Source organism: Moorena sp. SIO3H5 (genome assembly GCF_010692395.1).
Lineage (GTDB): Bacteria > Cyanobacteriota > Cyanobacteriia > Cyanobacteriales > Coleofasciculaceae > Moorena.
In genome coordinates, this window is sequence record NZ_JAAHHS010000142.1 from 1 (window position 1) to 17,190 (window position 17,190).

A 17,190-nucleotide genomic window follows, 5' to 3' on the forward strand; every position below is an offset into this window, starting at 1 on the left:
TCTTTGGTTTGCAAAGTGAAGTTGAATTTACAGTTACCGCTGGTACTACCTACCAAATTGCTGTTGATGGCTTTGACTCCAGCACAGGCTCGATTGATCTCAACATCAACTTAGAGAGTCTCATTTTGGGAACATCAGGTGATGATAATCTCTTTGGCACTGTTGATAATGATATAATTGAAGGTTTTGCTGGCAATGACAGTATATTTGGTAGTGAGGGAGTTAATACCCTTATCGGCGGTGATGGTAATGACCAAATCTTTGGTGGTTCACAGCGGGATGTGATTCGCGGTGGTAGCGGTAACGATACCCTCAGAGGCGCTGAGGGTAATAACAGAATCTTTGGTGGTTCTGGTGATGACTTGATCTCTTCTGGCTCTGGCGATGATTTCATTGATAGTGGCAATGGTAACGATACTATCGACCTAGGAGGTGGTGATGATATAGTTGTCCTCGACACCGGCAATGGCTTTGATACTATCAATAACTTCCAGCTTGGTCTGACTACCTTTGATGTTGCCAATCTTAATGATGTGAGCATTGTTGATAGTAATAATAATGCCCAAATCTTCAGCGGCGGAGACCTCCTAGCTGTGGTGCGTTCCACTCAAGCTAGCACTCTGATTGACAATTTCAATGAGGTGTTTGTCTAGGGTTTTTCTGCAAGCCTCTGGTAGAGCAAAGCTTGCCGGAGCATAAAATCATGATTTTATGAGCATAGTGCGTCTGAGTGAACTCAGGCGCATTTTTGATCAGGGTTGGTCTGCCCAGAAGTTTTGTTAAGGAACATTACAAAAAACTGCCCTTTTGTAGAAAAAGAGCAGATTCAGTTTGATTAACCATTAGAGGCTGAAAAACACAGCAGTTTTTCGATACAGCCTCAGACAGCACCTCAGATTTAACTTCAGATACAACCGAGGTGTGGGTTACATAGCAAATGACGATTCCTTATTAAGGAGGAAACATTAATGTATTATACCAATAATATCACGGGAACAGCAGGTGATGATACCCTTCAGGGCACTGTCGAAAACGATCGGATTGACGGTTTGGGTGGCAATGACACGATCTTTGGTAGTGAGGGAATTGATTCCCTTATCGGTGGCAGTGGTAATGACCTGATCTACGGTGGTTCACAGAATGATCGGATTTACGGTGATAGCGGTAACGATACCATCTTCGCCAGTGAGGGTGATAATCTAATCTTTGGTGGTTCTGGTAATGACATCATCTATTCTGGCTCTGGCGATGATTACATTAGCAGTGGCAGTGGTTACGACACCCTATGGCTCGGGGGTGGTGAAGATCTAATTTTCTTCCAAAGCGGCAATGGCTTTGATACTATCAATAACTTCCAGCTTGGTCTGACTACCTTTGATGCTGGCCATGGTAATCAGCTGAGCATCGTTGATGGTGCTAATGGTGCCGAAATCTCCAGGGGCGGAGACCTCCTGGCTGTGGTGAGTTCGACTCAAGCTAGCACTCTGATCGACAATTTTGATCAGGTATTTCTCTAGAATTTTTCTGCAAGCCTCTGGTAGAGCAAAGCTTGCCGGAGCATAAAATCATGATTTTATGACCATAGTGCGTCTGAGTGAACTCAGGCGCATTTTTGATCAGGGTTGATCTGCCCAGGACTTTTGTTAAGAAATATTACAAGAGTTTGGCCTTTTGTAGAAAAAGAGCAGATTCAGTTTGATTAACCATTAGAGGCTGAAAAACAGAAAATTAACAAGCGAGAGTTAGCCACCTAATTTATTGCCTGGGCGTGGAGCGTACCGGGATTCCCATACGGCTCTCGTTTTATTTTCCTTTTTGGTTTTCGATATAGCGTTTCTAGGACTCATGAGGTACACATTATTTTTTCCCTCTTCCCTCTTCCCTGCTCCCTAAAAACCAGAAATTTGTACCTCACAAGTCGTAGAATTGCTATATACCTTTTTACTGTCTCTGTGAAGCGCGTTTCCAGTGGTTGAGCAGAAATAACTAGGAGACCAAAGAGTTGCGAGTTTTAGTAATTCAGGGAATTCTCTTCTGAGATGGTGAGAAGCTCGCCCTTTTACTCTTTTTATTATTACCGACGGAGCAAAAGTAGGATCCACCTCCAAGAACATGTGGACATGATCTGGCATTATCTCTAAGGCGATCAACCGCCAGTTATTATCATTACCTAACTCGAAAATAATTTCTTGTAACCTCATTTTTTATCCCCCGGTTAATACGGATTTTATTATTTTTTTACACCATGAAAAGTGATCTTTTTTAAGTGTAAAATAGTGAAAAATTTTCCTGAAATTATTTTGATCTTTAATTGGTAAAACTGTTGATAATTGCTGTATTTTACAGATACTATATATACAAGGGTGCGACAAAAATATGTACGGTTGTCAGCAACATTTAATAACTACTACATCTGAAAATAAAGCGGTCATAGAGTTCATCTGCTCAGAGGCTAACAAGCTAACTAATTGCGGCATATATTATTGTCGCCAAATACTGTTTAAATCTGGCAAATACCTCAATAACGCAGAAGTGGACAAAATAATGAAGACTAACGTCCACTTTAAAGCAATGAGGTCTGCATGTGCCCAACAAACTTTACACGGAGTTATTGAGTCTTTCAAGTCGTACAAGGCTCTCAAGAAGCTGTACGACAAAGGGAAGTTAACTTATAAGCCTAGAGTTCCAAAATACCGTAAGAAGGGAGGTTTGGCTGTAGTCAGCTATCCTGCTCGGTGGGTAAAACTAGTAAAAGGTCAGCTTAAGTTTACTTTAGGTAAGCAGGTCAAGGTCTGGTTTGGCATTGACCACTTCTTACTACCCATGCCATCTAATATTGACTACATATCAATCAAAGAATATCGCTTTTTACCAAGGAATGGCTGTTTTTATTTAGAGTTTGTCTATGAAAGACTAAAGCCTGAACCAGTAACACCAACGAGCAATGTCCTAGGCATCGATCCAGGTCTAAACAACTGGTTAACTTGCGTTTCTAACGTGGGAAAGTCTTTCATTATAGATGGCAGAAAAGTTAAATCCCAAAACCAGTGGTACAACAAGCGTGTAGCTGCGATCAAAAAAGGAAAGCCTCAAGACTACTGGGATGAGCGATTGGCTTCTTTGGCCGAAAAGCGCAACCGACAAATGCGTGACAACGTGAACAAGGTTGCTAGATTCATTATTAATTGGTGTCAAAAAAACAAAATTAGCACATTAGTTTTTGGCTGGAACAAGAGGAACAAAGACAGTATCAATATCGGCAAAAAGAATAATCAGCAGTTTGTACAGATTCCTACTGCTAAGTTAAAAAAGCGAATTGAGCAACTGTGTATTGAGTACGGAATTAAATTTGTCGAAACCGAAGAGAGTTACACAAGTAAAGCTAGCTTCTTAGATCGTGACGTCCTACCTGTGCTTGGCGAAAAACCCGTTCGCGAAGCGTGCCCTTCGGGCTTGGGGTGGGTACCGAGTGGAAAAAGAGTGAAGCGTGGACTTTATAGATCAGGCAAAGGTGAGTTGATCAATGCCGACTGTAACGGAGCTTGTAATATCCTCAGAAAAGTAGTGACACAGCTAGGGAAAACCCTAGCCGAGGTCAGTAGAGCAGACTTGAGCCTGCCACAACGATACAGACTGGATTCTCTTTCTAGATCGTATCGTGAAGCGTCACTTCGCGCGGTTTCAACCCGCGAAGTGACATCAGCTTAGAATCCATGTTTTTCAAAACATGGAGAGTTCAAACAGCAGTTTTTAGATACAGCCTCAGACAGCACCTCAGATGTGACTTCAGATACAACCGAGGTGTGGGTTACACAGCAGCTAACGATTGATTAATTACGGAGCAAACATCAATGAGTTCTACTAATAGTACCACAGGAACACCAGGTGATGATATCCTGTGTGGCACTGTCGAAAACGATATGATTGACGGTTTGGGTGGCAATGACACAATTTCTGGTAGTGCCGGAATTAATTACCTTTACGGCGGTGATGGTAATGACGAGATCGACGGTGGTTCACAGCAGGTCAAGCTAGCACTCTGATCGACAATTTCGATCAGGTATTTCTCTAGAATTTTTCTGCAAGCCTGCAGTAGAGCAAAGCTTGCCGGAGCATAAAATCATTGTTTTGCATAATTATTGTTAGAGGAGGTGAGGAAGATCTTAGAATTAAAACTTCGGTTATCTTCTCCCTTTTTCCCTTGTTGCGATCCTCCCCAATGAATGATATTATGTCAAGATAATTAGTGATCAAAAACCATCTCCGATTCAACCTTACTGCTTTGCTTCTGCCTTCCTTTTTACCCGTGCGCGAAGCACAATCCCATACCAGATATAGCATTTCCAAATCAATGAAAAAAATATGACAGTTCTTTCCATTCCCAAAAATTCCTATATCCTTTCTTATCTCTTGCCTCTTGCCTCTTGCCTCTTGCCTTTTGCATTTCTCAAGGGGGACTATGTTCAGAACTGAAATAAAAATGCTATATCAACGCCACAACCGCTTAATTTCCTGCCAAATTTGTGCTTGTCCTAATTGATTACTGGGATGAGTTAAAACTCCCTGACTGGGACTAAACAAAAATGCCAGCATAAATAAACCAAAAGCTACTAACACAATGGCTGGTCCAGAAGGCAGATTAAAAAAATAACTCAGGTACATACCAGTAATACTAGCTACTACCCCAAGGGCTGAACCCAAAATCATCATCTGGTGCAACCGATGGACTAATAAGTAAGCTGTTGCTCCTGGTGTGATTAACATGGCTAGCACCAAAATCACTCCAACTCCTTTGAGGCTAGCGACAATGGTCAAGGCAATCAAGATCATCAGACCAAAGTTCAGCAAGTTGGTTGGTAAACCTGCTGCTTTTGCCCCTAAGGGATCAAAGGTATAATACATTAATTCTTTATACAGCAGGAGAATGATTGATAGTACAATGGCGGTGATAATGGCTGTATTGATCACTTCTTCATTGGTGACACTCAGAATATTGCCGAATAGGAAGTGATTGAGGTCAATTTTGTTATCTTTCTGCATCACCGTAATTAAGGTGATGCCTAGGGCAAAGAAAGCGGAAAACACAATCCCCATGGCGGCATCTTCTTTAATTTGCGATCGCGTCCTGATCCAAGTAATCACCACAGTGCTAACTACCCCAGCAATAAACGCTCCCACAAAAATGTCAGCACCGATCATAAATGCGATCGCTAATCCCGGTAGTACAGAATGACTGATAGCATCTCCGAGTAACGCAAGCCGCTGTACCATTAGGTAGCTACCAACTGCGGCACAAACGATACCCACTAACACCGCAGTAATTAGCGATCGCTGCATAAACCCATAGTGCAACGGCTCAATTAAAACCTCTAACATATAGTATTTTTCTTTGAATTGTGAACATACTCCTTCAGGAAAGGCAAGAGGCAAGAGGCAAGAGGCAAGAGGCAAGAGTTAATCAAGCATAGAATAATTTTCGGTAATATCTTCTAGATTTCAAGTGTATATTAGTGAAATAAAATAATAAAGATAGAGCCCTTTTGCCTTGTGCCTTGTGCCTTGTGCCTTTTGTCTTTTGCCTTGTGCCTTGTGCCTTTTGCCTTCTTTCACTTGACAGCAACTGGATCTAACCAAAAAACGACTTGACCACCATAAGCCTGTTGCATATTAGCTGCACTCAATACCTTTTGCCTAGAGCCACTAGCAATTAATTCCCTATTCAACAAAATCAAATCATCAAAATGAGTCATCGCTTTTCCCAAATCATGGTGAACTACCAGCACAATTTTTCCGGCATCGGCGAGTTGATGGAGGATAGTAAAAATTACAGCTTCAGTTTTTTTGTCAATACCAGCCATGGGTTCATCAAAACAGAATATATCTGCTTGTTCAGCTAATGCTTTAGCGAGAAAAACCCGCTGCTGCTGTCCTCCTGATAGCTGTCCAATCGGACGATTGCGGTAATCACTCATGCCAACTTGTTCAATTGCATCCGCTGCGATCCGCCGGGATACCGTGGAAAAGCGACGAAACCATCCTGTTTTCCGGACTCTACCCATTAGCACAACATCCCAGACCGTGGCGGGATAAGTCCAGTCAATTTGCGTCCGCTGTGGCATATAAGCCACATTTTCTAACTGTTCTATCAACGGTTTTCCCTGATACATAGCAAAGCCCGTGGCAGTGGGAACTAACCCCAGCATGGCTTTGATCACAGTACTTTTCCCAGCACCATTCGGACCAATAATTCCGGTTAATCGTCCTGGTTTGATCTCACAGTTGATATCCCTGAGTGCTTCCACTAGGCGGTAGTGTACACCCAGTTGCTTTAGGGTAATGGTTCCTGTCTGGGACAGATTGCTATATCCAGCTTGGTGTTTCCTCTTAGGAGAAGCAAGGTGATGAACCGAGGCAGCATCTGGCATAGAGGGTTCCGGAAGCAAAAAATGAAACAAATATGAAAATAGTTTACCATGAAAAATGAAAAGAATATGATAGGACTTACGCTGCAAACCTAGTTTCTTAGGGAAATTACACCGATTTCAGCCTTTGATTGATAGCAATGCAGCGAGTGCCGGTGCTGTATTGGTGCGTAAGTTCTGATCAAAAGATAACGATTAAGCGATGAGAGTAATTACTCAGTCTCACAGTAGAAAGCGCCAATGGTGGCTGACAGTAGTAATCATTTTAGGAGTCTGGATCAGTGGGTGTGATACTACCGGAACAAACCAGAGTGGTATTGATGGCGATGATAAGCCCAATGTAGTGACCACTAGCACTATGATTACCGACTGGACGAAACAAGTAGGAGGAGATGAAATTGAACTGACGGGTATCCTAAAACCGGGAGCAGATCCCCATGTCTATGAGCCAGTCCCAGCAGATACTATTGCGTTGGAACAAGCTAATCTGATTTTATACAATGGCTACAATCTGGAACCAGCACTGATTAAGCTGATTAAGTCGGCTGGGGTTAACATCAAGAGCTTTGCGGTTGGGGAAGTGGTGTCACCCTTGGATTTTGAATACGAAGGAAAGAAGGAACCGGATCCTCATGTTTGGGGAGATGCTAAAAATGCGATCGCAATGGTGAATGCCATTCGGGATCAGTTGATTGAACTCTCACCAGAGGACAAGGAAGAATTTACCAAGAATGCAGCACAGCTAACTGCTGAATTAAAAAAGCTTGATGCTTGGATTATCCAGCAGATTCAAACTATTCCTAAGAAGCACCGCTACCTAGTCACAACTCATGATGCTTTTCAATATTATGCTAGTGCCTATGGCATACCAGTAGCTGGAACCTTAATTGGCATCAGTACTGAGGAACAACCCAGTGCTCAGACTGTCAAGGGTTTGGCAGACGCTATCAAAAAAATTGGGGTTCCGGTGATTTTTGCGGAAACCACGATCAACCCAGCTTTGATCAACACTGTGGCTCAGGAAGCTGGGGTGAAATTAGCCCCACAAGAATTATACTCTGATTCCTTAGGTGTACCAGGTAGTGAAGCCGATACTTACATCAAAATGTTAATCACTAATACTGAAACAGTTGTTGAAGGCTTAGGAGGGAAATATCAAACGTTTAATCCAGTTGAGTAATGTAGTTTACTAATACAGTTGGCTATTTGCCAGAAACTTGTTTTAGTTTTTAATAATTTAAGCAATCAAGGAACTTTGCTCCACATCCATCATCCGAAAATAAAGTACCTGTTCATTTATTTCCATATTATTGATAATTTTAACAGTAGCCAGTAACCCTTCACTAATCAGTTCGCTCTTGACTTCACCGTATTCCGTTTGCAAGATAATATTTTTTTCCCGGTCGTCATGGGAGACATTATTAGGATCTTTCCAGGTCCCTTCTCCTCCTATTTGGGTTACCGCTACCATGAAGTCTATAACGTGGAATTTATGCTCTGGTACGATCAGCGTCAACAATTCCCGTTCTACTCGAAGAAATCGAACATTAGTATCTTCATCCCCAAAGAGCAGTGCGTAAAAAACATCTTTAGCTTCAAGCAAAAGTTCATTACCCTTACTACTCCTTTCGGCATTAGTAATTAGGGCTGTCCCTTTTTGAGGGGGATTATTTAGGTATCCTTGTGCTTCGAGTTGCTCCCGATCTAGTCTCTTATACCTCTTGATAATTTGGGCTAGTTTGTCCTCATCAAGCTCTATCTTAGAGATGCGTTCAAGTCTAGCCCGGTGTTTTCTTTCTTTATCTTCTAAGGCTAGAGCTAGCTTCTGGGTAGTTGGCGGTTGTATCCCACAGACCAATTGGTTGTCTCGGTTTAAGGTTAATGAGATGATCTGCTCTACTAACCACTCTTTATCCTGGCTCATCAGCATTTTGCGCAACCGCTCACTGAATTCGTCAGATAACTCTGTCTTAATTTGGTCTATTAATTTATTAAGGCTTGTCACGGCCACTCTCCTTCTATGCTGTAGTCACCCATTTAACTTGCCTATACCAAGTGGCGGTCAAAGTGGTAATTTACTGATAGGATTACCGTTGGTGTTGACTAGTATTTGACTAGTATTTGACTATTAATAGTTAACATTTAACCCTCAACGGTCAACCTTAAACATAGTTACCCCAAGGAATGCAACATGGTATTACTTAATATTTTGGCTTGAAAAATTAGAAATTGGGAATTGGCTGGACAAGATTAAATAGAAGAAATGTGCGATAAGTTACCAAATTACAAAAAACTAAGCTATCACACTGGTAACTTGTACATTCAAGTAGATGGAGCAGATGGGGTAACGGATGAATTAGGACATGTAACGAATGAGACGATATAGGCAATTTCAAAACCCTTAAACTGTCTGCTCACTACCAGTAGCTACCTGCTCTCTAGATGCCAGCAAAGGTAGACAAAGAGATAAATACAATGGTCAGATCTATGGATTAATTAGCTCTTGGAACCGTTGCTCGTCTTTAATCATGTCAAAATCCGCCTCAATATTAATGATAGACTTAAGTCTATCATTCAAACTCATCGCTTGTTTTAGACTAGCAATTGCTGAGTCAATCTCACCGTTTAAGGCATAATAACAAGCTTCGTTGTAGTAAAGACTAGATGAATTTGATTTTACCTGCCTTACTCTTTCCAAACTGTGCCAGGCTTCTTGATAGCGACCAAGTTTGATCAAGGCATAGGCTCTATGGTTCCAAGCATGATGAAAATCTGGGTTGAGCTGAATAACCTGATCATAGGAAATCAGTGCTTGTTCATACTGTTCCATATATCTGAGAGTATAACCTTGTCCAAACCAACTCCTAAAGTTGTTCGGATTAATTTTAATGGCCTCGGCATGGGCAGCGAGGGATTCTTCATATCGCTTTAATCTCTGCAGGGCTTGGCCTTTTCCTGACCAAGCCACATCGGAATCTGGCTGGAGCTGAAGCGCTTTTTCATAGGATGCGATCGCATCTTCATAGCGATTTTCAATCCAGAGAGCGTGCCCTTGATTGATATAGTCATCAACTGTTAAGTAGAGCTGGGGATTAGCAGACTTTAAGGACTCCAGCTGTTTAGTTAGCTCTTCCAGTTTTTGTTGGACTTCTGGAGCAACAAATTCTTCTTGGATAATAGACGGAGTAATTCGAGAAATTTCGTTAAAAATCTGCTCTTTCTCATGTTGAGCAGCCACAACTAGATGCTGGAGTTGAGAAACTAAATCAGATTTAAGGGTTTCCAGCTCCTCCTTAAAAGCTTCAACTTGTCGTTTTAATTCCGTAGTGACTTCAGCATCAATTTGCTCTTTTATTTTTTGTTCAGCTTCTTCTTGGAATTGCTTTTGCGTCTCCAACACTAATTGGTTGATGATGCTACGACGTAACAATAGCACTGCCAGACTAGTAACAATAGGAATGGCTATTAGTACTGTAATTAAAAGGTTGAGCAGGTTAATCGTCCAGTCAAAGGTTCGATGAACTTCCGATTGGATCTGATTGCGAATTGTGTAACTTTTCTCTAGATGCTCATTAATTAACCTTTCCACTTCCTCCCGTTGTTGCTCCGACAGTAGTGGAGTCGGTGGTGTAGCGTTAGTAAATGATGAATTAGGTTGAGCAATTGCCCCCTCAACTGATAGCAGTAAAGTAGCCAAAGTAATAGCAAGGTTAGGCTTTATTTTCATAACAACTGATATCAAGTATTGCCAATCCGAATCAACTGTGTTTTCATAATTGAGCGACAAGTAATTACATTTTATATACGAGCGCGAAGATTTCGGATGCTAGCCAGTACAATATGGATCTTATTGATGGGCTTTTTTGGGGGTCAACTTGCCCGTCGGTTGGGAGCACCTCCTTTGATTGGCATGATTGTGGTGGGTATCCTGATCGGACCAGAAGTGGGGGATGCGATCGCACCACAAGTCCTAGTTATGGCTGATGACCTACGCACCTTCGCAGTTATGGTCATTTTAATGCGGGCAGGACTAGGATTGGATATTGAGAAACTCCTGGAGCAAGGAACTGTTGCGGTAAGGTTAGGCATTTTGCCCGCCATCACCGAAGCGATCGCAGTAGCTGTTGCCGCCATGATACTGTTTAATTTCAATTTTCCCACTGGATTACTCCTAGGCTGTGTGGTGGGAGCAGAATCCCCAGCCGTGATTGTGCCAGGAATGCTGCGACTCAAGAGTTTAGGCTGGGGCGTAGCTAAAGGGATACCAGATGTGATTCTGACTGGGAGTGCCTTATCTGATGTCCTAGTATTGCTACTTTTCAGTTTGATGGTGAATTTCTTGGCACAGGGAACGATCAACAGTAATGCTCTCCAATTCCTGCCCCTGCAAGTTCTAATCCAGGTCGCCCTTGGTGTCTTAATTGGATATATCGCTGCTCAGTTAATTATTTTCCTATTAACCAAACAAAATTGGACCGAAACTATCGTCCAAGATACCTTAATTACCGCAGCACTTGCCTTATTATTGGTAGTTTTAGCTAAAACTATGCCATATTTTTCTGGCTATTTAGCTACCATGGCAATGGGATTTTTCCTAATACAATTAGACCCTCCCTTAGCACGGCGCTTGCGAGTAGAATTTAACCATCTGTGGGTAGTAGCAGAGATTATTCTATTTGTCTTGATGGGAGCCAGTATTCAACTGCGGGTATTAGAAACAACCCTGTTACCTGGCATTGTAATCCTCGCAATTGGCTTATTTATCGGTCGGATGGTCGGGTGGTATCTCTCCACATTGGGCAGTAATTGGACTTGGCAAGAGAAACTGTTTTTGTTGCCTGGAAACTCCGCAAAAGCCACAGTACAAGCAGCCATTGGTGGTATTCCCTTGAGTCAAGGGCTAGAAGGAGGTCAGACAATTTTAGCGATCGCAGCCCTCTCGATTTTGATTACCGCACCCCTAGGGGCTTGGGCAATTCCCACCTTTGCCCCTAAACTCTTATCCCAAGACCCTGTAGACCCCACCAAAGTAACCGTTGCCTCTGATACTCTGCTACTAGCCGCTGTCGATACCTCTAGTTTAGCCACCCACGTATTAACTAAAGTAGCAGATTTAGCAAGACGAAGTAATGGGGAAGTTATTATTTTACATGTGACCAAAACATCAAATCAGCCAGAAGTCAAGCAGTTACAGAACCAAACCAAACGCTTGCTCTTGGATATTCGGCATCAGTTTATTACCGTAACCGGTTCGATTCCCGAAGAAATTGTTCGCATAGCCCAAGAGCATCAAGTAACAGATATAGTGATGGGAAAACGGGGACATAAACCCTGGCAGCAAGTGCTGGTTGGTTCTGTATCTCAGGCAGTGTTAGAAACCAGTCCAATTCCAGTAATTTTGGTTGAAGAAGTAGAACGAACCTCTGAAGCTTCCCACCACTAAAGCAATCGCTCTTAAAACAAACCACAAACCGTTATAATGTCAGTGGTAATACGTAAGTAAAGAGCAAAATACATCACAGTCATAATTTTTTAAATTATGGCTTTGCCATCTGTATCATTTTTTGATACTTTAAAAAAAAACAGCGACTAAGTCGTTGATTTGATTTGTTGATTTGATTTATTTTTACCCTGAAATGGGCAGTATTAATCCATGTTAGAGAAGTTTGAAATTTTAGGATACCTGAACGAAGATCAGTTAAAAGAGGTAGAGAGGATTGGAGAAATAAAAAAATACTCTCAGAAAGAGTTGATTGTCAAAGAAGGAGAATATAGTAGTGAAATTTATTTTATTCTATCAGGAACCGTTGATTTATTAAAAGTTGAAACCCGTACTAATACAAATATTAAATTTGGAGAAATCCTAGCCGGGGAAACTTTCGGAGAAATGTCATTCTTCGATGAAGGACCTAGAACTTGCTCTGTAATAGCACAACCGAATACTGAAGTTTATATCTTATCTAGAAGCCAGCTGCTCGAGAATGTGGATGAGGCTAAAGAAATCATCAAGATTATAGATGAAGCAATAACCTATGACGTCAGTAAGCGTCTACGATATTGGACTACTCAATATATAGCTAATCTCCAAGAACAAATCGACCAGCTAAAAGAACGCAATAATTTTGGCTTGTTTTTCGTAATCATATTCGTGATGTCGCTGATCGCAATACTGATTAATTCATGTTTGGATGATTTTTTCCCAAATTTTCTGAATCTTTATTCAGTGGCGTTTATTTGGATACATCTTGTAGTAATAGTCATTCCTGCTTTAATTACTTTGACAAAGTTTAATATTTCTTTAGATAAAGTAGGAGTGACAAAAATAAATTTTAAAAAATCTGTTTTAGAGGGCTTGATAATCAGTGTAATAGGAATTATATTAATAGGGTTAATAGCGTTTGGAATAGATCTAATTACGACCGGAAATCAATTAACATCAAAAATATTAAAGTTTCCGATATCTTTAGTATCCTTGATGTCATTGACTTATTTTATACACTCTTATATGCAAGAGTTTGTCCGAGCTACTGTACAAACAGCTTTGCAACGATTTCTCCTAGATGAAAAAGGTTACTTTTCTGTTTTCATTTCAGCAATTTTATTTGGAATGTTTCACGTTAGCCTAGGAACTCAAGCGATACTAGTTACATTGGTTGCTGGGGAAATATTTGGTCTAATTTACCTACGTAGTTACAATTTGATAGGGGTATCATTAGTCCATTACCTTCTTGGCTATCTATTTATATATATAAGTTTAATTTGAGATGTTAAACTAGCTTCAAGTCTTATTTAAACAGGGTGTTTGGTTCAGAAATAAAATAGAAATGCTATCAGGTGCTAGGCTTTAATGACTAAAACCTAACACCTAAAAGCTAACACCTACAAGCTAAAATATTGCCCTAATCCTAAAAACTCAATTGACAGGGTATTAGTACCGCTCCCAATAAGGCTGAAAACCCCGCCGTTTTAGAATATCTACCTCCAGCCGCAGGATGCGATTATCGAGCTTAGGATTAGCTGTCCCTGTAGACTCTTTCTCTTCCGAGTTGAGTCCTTCAAACCGTTGGAGGGCTGTAAACGGAAAATCTTGGGCAACACTTAATTCAGCCAAGTTTTGGCGAGCCGATAAATTCTTGGGCTCCAGTTCTAGTATCTGTTTATAAAACCCCGTTGCCTTAGCATAGTGCTGTTGAGTAAAGTTAATTCCTGCCAACGCTAGTAAGGCACCAATTTGATTAGGATCCCGTTCCAAAATTTCTTCGTAAGCGTTGCTAGCTAATCGCAAATCCCTCAATCCCATAGCCAATTCTCCCTGGACAAAGTAGGCATCGATATTATCAGGATTACCGGCAATCCACTCAGCTATTTCAGCTTTAGCTAACTTAGGGTCTCGCTGTGCTAAAACCTGTAGCCGTCGCAATTGTACAGGAGCATTATCTGGTGAGACCTCTAGTAGAGTAATGTACAGGGTTTCTCGTGCTGGGTCAGCAGGCAAAGCACCCACCAAACTCAACAATTCCGGCGGTGGATCAATAGAAGGCTGAGTCTGTAGCCATTGATTGAGAACCCCTTCCGCTTCCTGTTGGTCAATACGTTTAGTTTGATATGCCACACTAGTACGCCCCAGCTGGGCTAATAAATCATTGCGATCGCGAGATAGCAGCTGGTCATAGATAACCAGAGCTTTCTGTGGCTCACCTTGGGCAATGTGAATTCCCGCTAACCCCCGCAAAGCACCATTGAACAAATTATTATTTGGGTTACTCCGAATAATTCTCTGATACCGCTGGATACTGGCATCGAGATTTCCCTGGCGACGGTCAATATCTGCTAGCAATAATTCCGTACTCTGGTCGGAACTACCACTAGAGGTTGCCCTATAACTATCAATGGCACTTGTTGCCTGGGCTAGTCGATTCTGCTTTATCAAAATCTGAGCAACACGGAAATGCAAAAACGGTACATCTACCCCTGTAGCCAGCAAATCTTGGTAAACACTAAGCAGTTCTGGATCAGGAGGGTCTAGACGCAACAAAGCTTGGGCTAAATCTCGTTGCTGAGCTGCTTCACTCGGTAGGGTTTGGGTTATCTCAAGCAGCCGCTGTCGCCGTTGAGTTCGGGATAACTGACCCAATTTACCTTCTAGAATAATCTGCTTAACCAACAAGCTGTGGTTATTCGACTTTACCAAAAAACTTTGGTTATTCGACTGCTCCTCGGTCAACTGCTGATAAAGCTGTAGAGCTGATGCCCACTGGCTTGGTAGCTCACTCATCACATCAGCCACTTCCCTGACTAAAGCAGAAGATGGGTTTGGTGTTGAGGCCAGTACCTCACGGTAGAGAGTAACCGCGTCTTCGGTTAGGTCAGAGCGACTCTCACGACGACCAATTTGTGAAAGAGCCCGGGCTAAGGGTAAAGCCGCCTCATCCCTCCCTCGCAACGGTTCTAGGACAGACAAAGCTTCTGTCAGTTGCCCAGAGGCTTGATAAGCTTGAGCTAAATCAGCCCGTAGATAGGTATCATTGCCATAGGATTGGGAAAATTGATTGAGTTGAGCTTCCAGTACCTGTACCGCCTGAACAGGATTGCCAGTTTCCCGTAGAGCCAGAGCATAGGCTCCCGCTGCATTTCCCGGAATTGGCTTACCGCTAGCTTGGTAACGATCAAATAGCTCCAACCCTTGCTGATAGTCACCACTATAGGTATAGATTTGAGCAGCACCAAGCATGATTTCTGGTGTCGGGTTGCTCTCCAGCACAATTTCATAATCATCTAGGGCTTCCGGAAAACGACCTTGGTAGCCAAGCAGTAAAGCCCGCTGAGCACGAGCAGTAGTATCATTAGGAGTTAGGTTTAATAAAGTAGTTAGGGCTTCAATCCCATCCGTCTGCCATTCAGGACGATAACCTCCCAATTCTCCTACTGCTTCGAGAGCCTCTTTATTGTTTGGGTCGATGGCTAAGACTTGTTGATAAGCAGCCCAAGCATCTGCATCTCGCCCTGCTCGCTGATACGCGATCGCTAGACCTAACCTCCCTTCCTTGGATTGGGGAGAACCTTTTAGAGCTTGTTCAAAGGTTGCGATCGCATTATCCACCCATCCTTTCTTTAACAGAGAGTAACCTCGGCGTACTGCAGAAGTAACTTGTGCTTGGAGCGCTGGTACCACCGATTCAACTGGGCTGAAGATTAATACTCCTGCTAACCCAAAAACCATCAAAAAGACCCACCAACGCTGCCAGTGGAAATTTTTTTTGCCAAGAGAATTGTTATTCATTGGTCAAAAGGATGAAGTATGAACTATCAAGGATTAACTATCAAGGATGAAGGATAAACTATCAAGGCTAAACTATCAAGCATGAACTATTAAGCATGAATGATGAATCAGTGTCTATGTTCTATCTATGTCAGCAATTCTATTAGCGAGTAGCTTGAAAAACCTATTACTCATTACTCAGCACTCAATCCCACAGATTACTCACATCAAAATCAGCCCTGACTCGAACACCAAGAATTGTATCTGAAAACTCATCTCGTCCTTGCAAAGTCACACCTGCACGCACATTAGGTGAAACACGCACGTCATAGAACAATTCCCAAACATCTGGTACTTTATTACCTTCGTCCTCGCGCAAGTCATCATTAGACAATTGCCGACCATAGCCAAGCCCTAGTCGGTCATCATCCATAAACAAATCTAAGAGGTTCAGACCCACACTGTAGGTATCCCCGCTTTCATCTAAATCAAGATTTTCGTACCAACCATACCGCCCAAACAGTCCCATCTTCAGGGCAGGAATATATAGTTCTCCATTAATCCCGTAAGCTTCTTCGCGGTCAGAAGACTTCGGACCAAACTCGTTATCCCCTCGGTTCAAAGAAAAAATTTCCTGGAATCCATCTTTCTGAGCATCCCGAGCCGATAGGTAAGTCCCCCGAAGGATTGCTGTACCTACCCGGAAAGCTAGCTCGGAAGAAAACCCATCAAAGGCAAAATCATCCAGGTCTCGGTCTGAAGAAAAGCCCGCAGCTCTTACTTCCAGGTTGTCGGTTAAATTCCAGTTGAGCAGAACCCCCGGACGGGACGCAATACCAGCTGCTGCCAGAGCAGGATTCGTCTGAAACACCGGGTTAAAGAAATGGGTCGTACTATCTTTAGCAAAGCTATTGCGGTCAAAATAAGATGTCAAATCCATTAGACCAACCACAAAGCGCAGATTAGAATAGCTAGGCACAGAAGTCGTAAAGTAAAGTTCATTGAGACTTAACCCCGTTTCCTCGGTGTCGGAAAAGCCATTCCCAGTGGTGAGGTCAACTGTGGCACCAAACAAAGCATGGGGAGAAATAGGATAAGTTCCTTGCAGCCTTAGTCTGGCTGATGTGTCTACCTGATTTAGAAAGGCACCTTGTACATTTAGGGTCGGAGCTAATGGGTTATCATCCTTAGGCTCAATCTCTGGAATTAATGGACGCTCTGGTGCTTCCTCAAAGTTGATTTGTGCCAGCTTCTTAGGCTCAATCGATACCCAATTATCTTCACTGGGCTGGAAGCTCTTAGGGTCATATTGCTTGGATAAACCTACAGTCCTATCAAAGTCCCTCAGGCAGCTTTCGTTTGTGTAGCTACAACCAAATTCTTGTCCGCTAGTAACCGAGTAGAATTCGTTTTTCGGGTTTGCTTGAAACCTAGCCCTCATCCTCGTGCATGAATCCTTAACAGCCCAGTCCTCCTGAGGCTTCTCAGACAAATTGGTAGAGTTGAACA

Annotated in this window: 13 protein-coding genes and 1 pseudogene; 7 read left to right on the forward strand and 7 right to left on the reverse strand. The window is 42.3% G+C overall.

Translation table 11 applies throughout. From position 1 onward, the window contains the following. Positions 1-653: calcium-binding protein (locus F6K52_RS16780; protein WP_293079569.1), on the forward strand; the 653-nt coding region annotated here is incomplete at its 5' end. Between the two features lie 315 nt (positions 654-968). Continuing rightward, on the forward strand, positions 969-1,517 hold the full coding sequence (locus tag F6K52_RS16785; protein ID WP_293079571.1) for a calcium-binding protein: 549 nt from the start codon (positions 969-971) through the stop codon (positions 1,515-1,517). Positions 1,518-1,889: 372 nt separating this feature from the next. Here F6K52_RS16785 and tnpA read toward each other — a convergent pair. Beyond that, a pseudogene (gene tnpA, locus F6K52_RS16790) lies at positions 1,890-2,285 on the reverse strand (IS200/IS605 family transposase). Positions 2,286-2,376: 91 nt separating this feature from the next. Here tnpA and F6K52_RS16795 point away from each other — a divergent pair. Beyond that, positions 2,377-3,708, forward strand: a complete 1,332-nt coding sequence (locus F6K52_RS16795) for a transposase (protein WP_293079574.1) — start codon at positions 2,377-2,379, stop codon at positions 3,706-3,708. A gap of 143 nt (positions 3,709-3,851) precedes the next feature. Next, positions 3,852-4,043 (forward strand): hypothetical protein, encoded by a 192-nt coding sequence (locus tag F6K52_RS16800; protein WP_293079577.1) that lies wholly within the window; start codon positions 3,852-3,854, stop codon positions 4,041-4,043. A 445-nt stretch (positions 4,044-4,488) separates the two neighbouring features. Here the strand turns inward: F6K52_RS16800 and F6K52_RS16805 are convergent, their stop codons facing one another. Further along, positions 4,489-5,376 (reverse strand): metal ABC transporter permease, encoded by an 888-nt coding sequence (locus F6K52_RS16805; protein ID WP_293079600.1) that lies wholly within the window; start codon positions 5,374-5,376, stop codon positions 4,489-4,491. 230 nt (positions 5,377-5,606) lie between these two features. Then, positions 5,607-6,425, reverse strand: a complete 819-nt coding sequence (locus F6K52_RS16810) for a metal ABC transporter ATP-binding protein (protein ID WP_293079580.1) — start codon at positions 6,423-6,425, stop codon at positions 5,607-5,609. Positions 6,426-6,624: 199 nt separating this feature from the next. Between F6K52_RS16810 and F6K52_RS16815 the strand changes: the two genes are divergently transcribed. Next, positions 6,625-7,602 (forward strand): metal ABC transporter substrate-binding protein, encoded by a 978-nt coding sequence (locus F6K52_RS16815; RefSeq protein WP_293079583.1) that lies wholly within the window; start codon positions 6,625-6,627, stop codon positions 7,600-7,602. A gap of 57 nt (positions 7,603-7,659) precedes the next feature. Here the strand turns inward: F6K52_RS16815 and F6K52_RS16820 are convergent, their stop codons facing one another. Continuing rightward, complete coding sequence (locus F6K52_RS16820) at positions 7,660-8,427, reverse strand: hypothetical protein (RefSeq protein WP_293079585.1); 768 nt, start codon at positions 8,425-8,427, stop codon at positions 7,660-7,662. A gap of 480 nt (positions 8,428-8,907) precedes the next feature. Further along, complete coding sequence (locus tag F6K52_RS16825) at positions 8,908-10,149, reverse strand: tetratricopeptide repeat protein (protein WP_293079588.1); 1,242 nt, start codon at positions 10,147-10,149, stop codon at positions 8,908-8,910. A 96-nt stretch (positions 10,150-10,245) separates the two neighbouring features. Between F6K52_RS16825 and F6K52_RS16830 the strand changes: the two genes are divergently transcribed. Both F6K52_RS16830 and F6K52_RS16835 read left to right on the forward strand, forming a co-directional pair. Further along, the gene (locus F6K52_RS16830) at positions 10,246-11,865 is read left to right on the forward strand and encodes a cation:proton antiporter (RefSeq protein ID WP_293079591.1); all 1,620 of its coding nucleotides are present in this window, start codon (positions 10,246-10,248) and stop codon (positions 11,863-11,865) included. A gap of 210 nt (positions 11,866-12,075) precedes the next feature. After that, a complete protein-coding gene (locus F6K52_RS16835) occupies positions 12,076-13,185 on the forward strand; it encodes a cyclic nucleotide-binding domain-containing protein (RefSeq protein ID WP_293079594.1) in 1,110 nt (369 codons plus the stop codon). A 165-nt stretch (positions 13,186-13,350) separates the two neighbouring features. Here F6K52_RS16835 and F6K52_RS16840 read toward each other — a convergent pair whose 3' ends face one another. Next, on the reverse strand, positions 13,351-15,702 hold the full coding sequence (locus F6K52_RS16840) for a tetratricopeptide repeat protein (protein WP_293079597.1): 2,352 nt from the start codon (positions 15,700-15,702) through the stop codon (positions 13,351-13,353). A gap of 184 nt (positions 15,703-15,886) precedes the next feature. Continuing rightward, on the reverse strand, positions 15,887-17,190 hold a 1,304-nt coding region (locus F6K52_RS16845), incomplete at its 5' end, for a hypothetical protein (RefSeq protein ID WP_364418133.1).

Bases quoted from the DNA above. Each gene is read 5' to 3' on its own strand.
- F6K52_RS16785 (WP_293079571.1), top strand. From the start codon at position 969: ATGTATTATACCAATAATATCACGGGAACAGCAGGTGATGATACCCTT.
- F6K52_RS16795 (WP_293079574.1), top strand. From the start codon at position 2,377: ATGTACGGTTGTCAGCAACATTTAATAACTACTACATCTGAAAATAAA.
- F6K52_RS16800 (WP_293079577.1), top strand. From the start codon at position 3,852: ATGAGTTCTACTAATAGTACCACAGGAACACCAGGTGATGATATCCTG.
- F6K52_RS16805 (WP_293079600.1), bottom strand. From the start codon at position 5,376: ATGTTAGAGGTTTTAATTGAGCCGTTGCACTATGGGTTTATGCAGCGA.
- F6K52_RS16810 (WP_293079580.1), bottom strand. From the start codon at position 6,425: ATGCCAGATGCTGCCTCGGTTCATCACCTTGCTTCTCCTAAGAGGAAA.
- F6K52_RS16815 (WP_293079583.1), top strand. From the start codon at position 6,625: ATGAGAGTAATTACTCAGTCTCACAGTAGAAAGCGCCAATGGTGGCTG.
- F6K52_RS16825 (WP_293079588.1), bottom strand. From the start codon at position 10,149: ATGAAAATAAAGCCTAACCTTGCTATTACTTTGGCTACTTTACTGCTA.
- F6K52_RS16830 (WP_293079591.1), top strand. From the start codon at position 10,246: ATGCTAGCCAGTACAATATGGATCTTATTGATGGGCTTTTTTGGGGGT.
- F6K52_RS16835 (WP_293079594.1), top strand. From the start codon at position 12,076: ATGTTAGAGAAGTTTGAAATTTTAGGATACCTGAACGAAGATCAGTTA.
- F6K52_RS16840 (WP_293079597.1), bottom strand. From the start codon at position 15,702: ATGAATAACAATTCTCTTGGCAAAAAAAATTTCCACTGGCAGCGTTGG.